This is a genomic window from Streptomyces sp. NPDC001292 (assembly GCF_042896465.1).
Lineage (GTDB): Bacteria > Actinomycetota > Actinomycetes > Streptomycetales > Streptomycetaceae > Streptomyces.
In genome coordinates this window covers 67,449-74,470 of the sequence record NZ_JBIAXG010000040.1, presented here as the reverse complement: position 1 = coordinate 74,470, position 7,022 = coordinate 67,449, and the positions used below count along the sequence as shown (strand labels likewise).

The following is a 7,022-nucleotide window of genomic DNA, read 5'->3' as shown; positions in this document are numbered from 1 at the left end:
CAAAAACGCCCGCTCTAAGGTGCACGCCAGAGCAGTCTTGAGATGCATTCATCCCCGGCGTGAACGCCGGGGCTTTCTGCAAGAGTCCCAGTAAGTGAGGGATTCCGGGGTGGGGGGTGCGGGCGGCAGGTCCGTGGCCGTGTAGGGCAGGCAGGCCGAGGTCATGGTGACGGGCATGGCAACTTCCATGGTCAGTGGGGTGGTTGTTCGTCGATGCGCACGGTGGCCTGTCACCCGGGCCTGGTATGGCATGGGTGGTGCACTTCCGCGCGGCGGCGGAGGGTCGTGGTCGACCTGTCGCAGACGGTAGGGCATGACGGAGTACATGTACTACCAACTTGCCGAAATCTGCCCCCATCGAGTGGACCGGCTGCCGACCCCGGGGGCAGACTGACTCCCATCAGGCAATGGGGCAGGAGGGGAGCATGGCGCCCAGAAGCGCACCAACGGCACGTCAGCGGCGCCTGGGCCTGGAGCTTCGCAAGATGCGTGTCGCGGCCGGGATGACGACCGAGTACGCCGCCGGGTTACTGAGCGTCCCGCGAACAAACGTGCCCAATATGGAGTCCGGCCGCTCGGGTATCAGCCCTGAGCGTGTGCGCACACTGGCGAGCAACTACGGGTGTCCGGATCAAGCCCTTGTCGAGGCTTTGGCCGCCATGGCCGCGGGTCGCGAGAAAGGATGGTGGGAGTCCTACCGCGGTCAACTGCCCGATGCCTTCCTGGACATCGCCGAGATGGAGTGGCACGCCGTACGGGTACGCATCTCAGTGAGCGTGCACCTGCCTGGACTGCTGCAGACCGAGGAACACGCCCGCGCGGTCTTCCAAGCGGTGATCCCCGCCTTGTCGCAGGCGGATGTCGACGTCCGCGTCTCGCAGCGCCTGGACCGGCAGCAGGTGCTCGACCGCCCAGTACCACCTGAACTTGACGTCATCCTCCACGAAGCAGCTCTGCGCATGGAGTTCGGTGGATCCGCGGTGGCTCGGCGGCAACTGGTGCACCTGCTGACCATGTCCGAGCGCGAGGCCGTGACGCTGCGGGTCATTCCCTTCAAAGCGGGCGGCTTCCCCGGAGCCGGCCAGTCGGTCCTGTACGTCGAGTCGTCCGTGCCCCAACTCGACACCGTGGAGCTCGACAGCACTCACGGGCCGGAGTTCATCGACTCGGAGACTCAGCTCACCAAGTATCGGGCCGTGCTCGCCGCAGCAGAGGCAGTCGCACTCGCCCCTAATGCGTCACGCGACTTCATCCGCCGCCTTGTCAGCGACCTTTGAGGAGCCACCACATGCCGGCCATCACCTGGGAAGATCCCTTCTGCGGAGAAGGCGCCAATTGCTTCCGCATAGGAACCGACACCGAAGGCAACGCCTACATCGCCGTCGCCGGACAGGAGGACCACCCCCTGACGGACAGCCGCGAAGCCCTCCGCGCCCTCATCCGGGAGATCAAGGCGGGGAGGGCCGACCACCTGCTGTAGAGACGACCAGACACTTTGCTACTACTTTTGCTACTCTCGTCGCATGGACATTGCGGAGCAGTACGGCAAGGACGAGGGACCGGCCCAGAAGGTCAGCGTGTCCATGCCCGCGGGCCGCATCGCAGCCGTCAAGGCACGCGTAGGGGCACGCGGCTTCTCCGCGTACGTGAGTGCGGCCGTCGAACGGCAGATACAGCGTGATCTTCTGGAGGAACTGCTCCAGGCGAAGGAGGCCGAGATCGGTCCGCCCTCTCCCGAGATCCAGGAATGGGCTGCGGAGATCTTCCGTGAGGCCGAAGCCCTGGCGGCGAACGAACAGCCCGCGGAGGGGCAGGGAGAGGGAAACGGTCCGGAATGGCACGCACACAAGGCCAGCTGAGCCATGGCGTGCTGCTTCTCGACAGCGAGGGGCTGAGCAGGTTCATGAACGGCGACCCGTACGTCACTGGGCTGATCCGTACCGCTCAGGCCAAGGACACGCTCGTGGCCGTGAGCAATCTGACGTTGATCGAGGCCTGGCACTCCAAGATCCGCATGGACCGCCTGCGGTGGCACGTGTCCCGTTTGGAGGTTCTACCGGTCACGGACGCGATCACCTGGCGCGCCATTGACTTGTTGCGGAACGCCGACCTGCACGGACATAAGTACGCGATCGATTCCGTAGTCGCCGCGACAGCTCTGGGTTACTCCGGCCCGCGCATCATCGTGACCTCCGACGCGGACGACATGAACAAGCTGTGCGGTGAGAAGGTCCGCGCCGTGGCCGTGTGACCTTCCGGGGCCCGATCCGGCCTTGCCGGCCATGGTACGGAACGGGCCCCGTGCCTGGTCGCAAGTCAGTTCTGGGTGCGGGGGAACGTGACCTCCACTCGGCGGTTCTTCTTGCGGCCGTCCTCCGTGGAGTTGTCCGCGATGGGGTACTCCTCGGCGTACCCCCGGACGTCGAAGGTGATGTTCGGATCGTTCAGCTCCTGGGAGAGGACGTCCTGGACGGCATTGGCGCGCTGCTTGGACAGGGCCACGCCGTGTGCGTGGGTGCCGAGGTTGTCCGTGAAGCCGAAGACACGGACCTGGCCCGCCTTCTGCTTCTTGATCTCCTGCGCGATCGCGTCGATCCGGGCCTTCGCCCGGTCGCTCAGCTTCGCGCTGTCCTTGGCGAACAGCACCTCGGCCTGGAGGGCGAACGTCACGTCCGTGTTGGTGTCCTCACGGCGTTCCTCACCGCCCTGCTCCTCGACCACCGACTTGATGTCCAGCACCTTGGGCGCGGCGAGGGTGGCTCCCTCGGGCAGTTTGAGGTCGGGGTCGCTCGGGTCGACCTTCACGGGGGCGGAGGCGGAGGGCTCGGTGCCCGGGGGCACGCTGGGTCCACTGTCGGCGCGGGCCGCCACGGCACCGTAGAGGTTCGCGGCGACCATGACGCCGGCGGCTGTGAGGGCCAGGGTGAGGCGAGTGTGGGTCATCGGGGCCTCACCCGGAGATCTTGATGGTGCCGCTGGAGAAGGTGGGGAGTTGCAGAGTGACTTCCGTGGTGTCTGTGGGTGGGGAGGGGAACTGCATGAAGACGGGGATGGTTTGGCCTGACTCGATAGTGGTGAGGTCAGTCGTGGTGAGTGGCCGCCCATCGGTGTCACGCAACACGTAGTAGCGCTTCTTGCCCTGGGAGTCCACGAGCGTGGCGCCACCGAGCGAGGTTCCGTGCTTGAGAATCTCCGCCTCGTCCCCCCTGGCAGAAACCGGAACCACAACGGACTTGCCGCTGTCGTTCTTCAGGTTTCCGTTTACGGTGACGAAACCGCCGGAGTCACGGTTCGCGGAAGTCACCTGAAGGAGCAGTCCGTCCGGGCCCTTCAGCTCGGCCAGGGGAGTCTGTGACTGCCCCTCCTGAGCACTCGGGTTGGATCCGCCGCCCTTGGAAGCGGGCGCCGACGCAACCGGCTTCTTGTCGTCACCACCGCCGCAACCGGCCGCACCGAGGGCCAGCCCCGCCGCCACCGTCAAAGCGACCATCCCCCTGCGCGCCTTCGCAGTGAACCGAATGCTCATCGCTCAGATTCCTTCTTCTCTCGTCATTCGCTTGTCAGTCGGCCAGATGGACGTCGAAGAGGTCTTGGGGCTCCGGGAGATCGGTAAGGTTTTTCGGGTCCAGATCCCAGTACCTGTTCTTGCAGCTGAGGCGGGGCAGTACATCGGCCCCGGCGTCTGCCTCCAACGGTTTGAAGGAACAGAGCGGCTCGATCACAGCCCTGGCACGCGCCTTCGAGTGTTTGCTCGCGGTGATGGGGACGACCGATTGCCCCATGGGCTTGTTGGTCTCGACTTTGACCGTGTACGCCAGCAGACTGCTCGTCCCGCACTCCAGCACATGGGCGTCGTTCTGCTGGGCAAGCTGATAGGCCCGCCAACACGAGGGCTGGAGTCCCTGACCGTAGCCGTCGAAAATGTTCTGCCACTCGTCCGGATCGAGCACGTCCTTCACCCACTCGCCCGCGAGTTGGTCCCTGGTGTCCTGGGCCGCCGCGAGTGCCGCCGCGTCGGCCGCTGTCTGAGCACCGCTCCGGTTCACCGTTGCCTGGCCGACCGCGAAGTAAGCGAGCGCAAGAAAGAGCAGGCCCCCCACCACCGTGATGTAGATGGGGAAGGCCTGCCCTGCATCGCCGTACGAGCGAGGTCGCGTCAATTGCCGACCCTCGAGATCAGCCCGTTGATCTTCCCGAGGATCGTCGAGCCGATGCTGGTCCCCGTGATCGCCAGCACGATCGCCACCACCACCGCGATGATGCCCAGGTACTCGACCGCGGTCTGCCCCCTGTCGCCGGCGCGGCGCTGCATCGCCTCGACCGTGGTGTTCTTCCAGCCGTTCACGCGGACCTTGGTCGCAACCGCGGTCTTCAGCATCAGGTCGCTCATGGTGTTCCCCTCCGGGTTCGGTCTCGGTGCCGCTTGCGACACCGGAAACGTATGCCGGAACACCCCGTCCGCCGGAGGGTCCCCGGACCCAATCCCGGGCCCAAAGAGAGACCCAGCCTCGCTTCCCCCGTACCGTCGTCATCACGGCTCACCCCAGCCCTCGTGACGAACCCGGCGCCGTGCCGAGCCACTTGGCTGCGGCCTCCGAACGGCTGGTGCTGTGCAGCTTGGCGAAGATGCGGTTGATGTGGTTCTTGACGGTCTTCTCGCTGATGAAGCAGGCGGCGGCGATCTGCTGGTTGGTCATGCCGGACGCGATGAGGTCCATGATCTCCGCCTCCCTCGCGCTGAGCTGGAACCTCGACCTGTCGACGGCGGCCGGACGGCCACCTGCCCATCCAGACGAAGACTGTCCCACATCTGGTTGCAATTGCGAAAGATGTTTGGCAGAAGAGGCTGGTTCGTGCGAAGTTGGCAAGGTGTGATCGTGTGCGATCGCACCCGCCACCGGCTGGTCCTGACGCAGTCGGTCCACCAGGGCGCCTGCCGCCGTAGGAGTGAAGTGGGCCCTGCCCTCCTTGATGTCACGTACGGCGGTGACGAGTTGATCGGCCGTGAACTCGCCGTGGACCAGGTAGCCGCCCGCACCCAGGCGCAGGGCCTCCTGGACGATTTGCGATTCGCTGCTGTAGGTCAGCATCATCACCGGGGCGATCCGGACCAGGTGCGGCAGGGCGGAGAGGCCGTCCACACCGGGCATGCGGACGTCGAGCAGGACGACGTCGGGACGGTGCTGCTGGGCGGCCTCCCAGGCGGCGCGGCCGTCGGCGGCCTCCGCGACCACCGTGATGTCCGCGCGGCCGGAGAGCAGAGCCGTCAGGCCGGCGCGGACCACGGGGTTGTCGTCGGCCACGACGACGCGCAGGGGCGCGGCCGGTGCGGGCTGTGGGAAGCCCTCGAAGGGGTTGGGAGTCGTCTGGTCGGGCACGGCGGCGGCCTCCTCTCTGGGTCATGGAGCAGGGATGGACGGTCGGACGGTCATACGGTCGGTGTCGTCAGGGCTCCCAGGGGGAGTTCGAGGCGGACCTCCGTCCCCTTGGGGTGGCCGCCGCGGCCGATACGGATGCGGGCGCCGACCGAGGCCGCCCGCTCGACCATCCCGACCAGGCCGAAGTGGCCCGCGCGGCGGAGTTGTTCGAGGCTGGTGCCGGGCGGCAGGCCGCGGCCGTCGTCGTACACGCTGATCCGCAGCAGGTCGCCGTGGACGCCCGCGCGTACCTCGACCTGGGTGGGCGCCGCGTGCCGGTGGGCGTTCTCCATCGCCTCCGAGGCGATGGTGAGCAGCTGGCGTGCCACGGCCGGCGGCACCGGCGGCACACCGGGCTCCCCGATCGGGCGGTAGGCGGCGGTCAGGCCGGTTCGGGACGCGAAGTCGCGGGTGCGGGCGGCGAGTTCCACGAGTACGTCGGTGCCGTGGTCCGGATCGTTCTCGCGGCGCAGGTCGGTCAGCAGTTCGCGGGCCTCGGCGGCCGCCCTACGGACCGAGCGGGCCACCAGTTCCGCCTGCTGCTTCACCAGAGCCGGATCCATGCGGTCGGCGCCCGCCGAGCCCGCGAGTCCGTCGGCGGCCATGGCCACGCCGTGCAGGGTCTTCGCCACCGAGTCGTGCATCTCGCGGGCCAGGCGGGCCCGTTCGGCGCCGACCGCCTCGGTGACGGCGAGGCGGGCCTGGACCGTGGTCAGGGCCTGGGTGGCCTCGCCGAAGCGGAGGAGCAGGTTGCGCAGGGTGACCCCGGCCGCTCCCGCAATGACGCACAGGCCGGGGAGGAGGGCGGCCTGGGCCAGGTCCGGGGACAGCTCCTTGGAGCTGGTGGAGACGACGAGCAGGATCAGCGACTGGAGCGAGGCGAACAGGGCCGCGCCGCGCCAGCCGTAGACGAGCCCGGCGAGGAGGGGGGTGCAGACGCTGACGTAGGCCAGCGTGCTGTCCGGGCCCGCCGCGATCAGGAGGAGGGCGCCGAAGAGGGTGTCCAGGGCGAGGAGCGTGGGGTGCCGCAGGAGCAGGGGGCCGAAGCGTTCCCAGTCCCTGAACAGGACGTAGGAGCCCATGAAGGTGACGACGACCGCGGCGCTGACCAGTCGGGTGGCCAGGCCGGGCGCGGCGTTGAGGAGGGCGACGGGGGCGGCGAGGGCGATCATCGCGAGACGGAAGGCGAAGACATGGCGGCACATCGCTTGCAGCGCGCTGATCTGTAGTCTTTCCGGCTCCGGGGCGGGGGCCGAGCCCTGCGGGGGCTGTGCGGGCACTTCGGCCTCGGCTTCGCCTTCGGTCGGGTTTTGGGCCCCGCCCGCAGCACCCGTGCGGGCATCGTCGCCGGGTGCGGGTGGCCCCTGTGGGGCCCGTTCGCCGTCGGCGGCTCTCCGTCCCTGCGGCTGCTGCGGCACCCCCGGCAACGCGGCATCCGCCGGCTCCCACCCCGGCGGCAGCGCCGGCGTCACCGACGTCACCGGGATGTCCGGCGCGCCCGTGCGGACGTGGGCCGGGAGGACCGTGCCCGCCGGAGGGGTGGTGATCTCGGGGATCCTCGGGCGGCGGCGCAGCAGCCCGGTGCGTTCCTCCGTCGTCGCCATG

Annotated in this window: 10 protein-coding genes; 4 read left to right on the top strand and 6 right to left on the bottom strand. The window is 68.1% G+C overall.

Translation table 11 applies throughout. From position 1 onward, the window contains the following. Positions 1-407: 407 nt before the first annotated feature. From ACFY4A_RS32455 to ACFY4A_RS32440, 4 genes are read left to right on the top strand one after another with little or no spacing between them, the layout of a single operon-like run. Positions 408-1,277, top strand: a complete 870-nt coding sequence (locus ACFY4A_RS32455; protein ID WP_390832894.1) for a helix-turn-helix domain-containing protein — start codon at positions 408-410, stop codon at positions 1,275-1,277. 11 nt (positions 1,278-1,288) lie between these two features. After that, positions 1,289-1,480 carry a hypothetical protein gene (locus tag ACFY4A_RS32450; RefSeq protein WP_390832893.1) on the top strand — a complete coding sequence of 64 codons (192 nt, stop codon included), beginning with the start codon at positions 1,289-1,291 and terminating at the stop codon, positions 1,478-1,480. 43 nt (positions 1,481-1,523) lie between these two features. Further along, positions 1,524-1,859, top strand: coding sequence for a hypothetical protein (locus ACFY4A_RS32445; protein ID WP_390832892.1), 336 nt, complete (start codon positions 1,524-1,526; stop codon positions 1,857-1,859). Continuing rightward, positions 1,835-2,251, top strand: coding sequence for a PIN domain-containing protein (locus tag ACFY4A_RS32440; RefSeq protein WP_390832891.1), 417 nt, complete (start codon positions 1,835-1,837; stop codon positions 2,249-2,251). Before ACFY4A_RS32445 ends, ACFY4A_RS32440 begins: the two co-directional genes overlap by 25 nt. A gap of 65 nt (positions 2,252-2,316) precedes the next feature. Here the strand turns inward: ACFY4A_RS32440 and ACFY4A_RS32435 are convergent, their stop codons facing one another. The 6 genes from ACFY4A_RS32435 to ACFY4A_RS32410 all read right to left on the bottom strand — a co-directional run bounded on the left by ACFY4A_RS32435 (position 2,317) and on the right by ACFY4A_RS32410 (position 7,021). Further along, the gene (locus tag ACFY4A_RS32435; RefSeq protein WP_390832890.1) at positions 2,317-2,943 is read right to left on the bottom strand and encodes an OmpA family protein; all 627 of its coding nucleotides are present in this window, start codon (positions 2,941-2,943) and stop codon (positions 2,317-2,319) included. Positions 2,944-2,950: 7 nt separating this feature from the next. Beyond that, a complete protein-coding gene (locus ACFY4A_RS32430; protein WP_390832889.1) occupies positions 2,951-3,526 on the bottom strand; it encodes a hypothetical protein in 576 nt (191 codons plus the stop codon). 34 nt (positions 3,527-3,560) lie between these two features. Beyond that, the gene (locus tag ACFY4A_RS32425; RefSeq protein ID WP_390832888.1) at positions 3,561-4,160 is read right to left on the bottom strand and encodes a pilus assembly protein TadG-related protein; all 600 of its coding nucleotides are present in this window, start codon (positions 4,158-4,160) and stop codon (positions 3,561-3,563) included. Further along, a complete protein-coding gene (locus tag ACFY4A_RS32420; protein ID WP_390832887.1) occupies positions 4,157-4,390 on the bottom strand; it encodes a Flp family type IVb pilin in 234 nt (77 codons plus the stop codon). Before ACFY4A_RS32420 ends, ACFY4A_RS32425 begins: the two co-directional genes overlap by 4 nt. Positions 4,391-4,538: 148 nt before the next feature. Next, positions 4,539-5,378 carry a response regulator gene (locus tag ACFY4A_RS32415; RefSeq protein WP_390832886.1) on the bottom strand — a complete coding sequence of 280 codons (840 nt, stop codon included), beginning with the start codon at positions 5,376-5,378 and terminating at the stop codon, positions 4,539-4,541. A 50-nt stretch (positions 5,379-5,428) separates the two neighbouring features. Next, the gene (locus ACFY4A_RS32410) at positions 5,429-7,021 is read right to left on the bottom strand and encodes a histidine kinase (RefSeq protein WP_390832885.1); all 1,593 of its coding nucleotides are present in this window, start codon (positions 7,019-7,021) and stop codon (positions 5,429-5,431) included. Between the last annotated feature and the right edge of the window lies 1 nt (position 7,022).

Excerpts from the sequence above, each read along its gene's own strand:
- ACFY4A_RS32450 (WP_390832893.1), top strand. The coding sequence starts at position 1,289 with ATGCCGGCCATCACCTGGGAAGATCCCTTCTGCGGAGAAGGCGCCAAT.
- ACFY4A_RS32440 (WP_390832891.1), top strand. The coding sequence starts at position 1,835 with ATGGCACGCACACAAGGCCAGCTGAGCCATGGCGTGCTGCTTCTCGAC.
- ACFY4A_RS32435 (WP_390832890.1), bottom strand. The coding sequence starts at position 2,943 with ATGACCCACACTCGCCTCACCCTGGCCCTCACAGCCGCCGGCGTCATG.
- ACFY4A_RS32455 (WP_390832894.1), top strand. The coding sequence starts at position 408 with ATGGGGCAGGAGGGGAGCATGGCGCCCAGAAGCGCACCAACGGCACGT.
- ACFY4A_RS32420 (WP_390832887.1), bottom strand. The coding sequence starts at position 4,390 with ATGAGCGACCTGATGCTGAAGACCGCGGTTGCGACCAAGGTCCGCGTG.
- ACFY4A_RS32430 (WP_390832889.1), bottom strand. The coding sequence starts at position 3,526 with ATGAGCATTCGGTTCACTGCGAAGGCGCGCAGGGGGATGGTCGCTTTG.
- ACFY4A_RS32445 (WP_390832892.1), top strand. The coding sequence starts at position 1,524 with ATGGACATTGCGGAGCAGTACGGCAAGGACGAGGGACCGGCCCAGAAG.
- ACFY4A_RS32410 (WP_390832885.1), bottom strand. The coding sequence starts at position 7,021 with ATGGCGACGACGGAGGAACGCACCGGGCTGCTGCGCCGCCGCCCGAGG.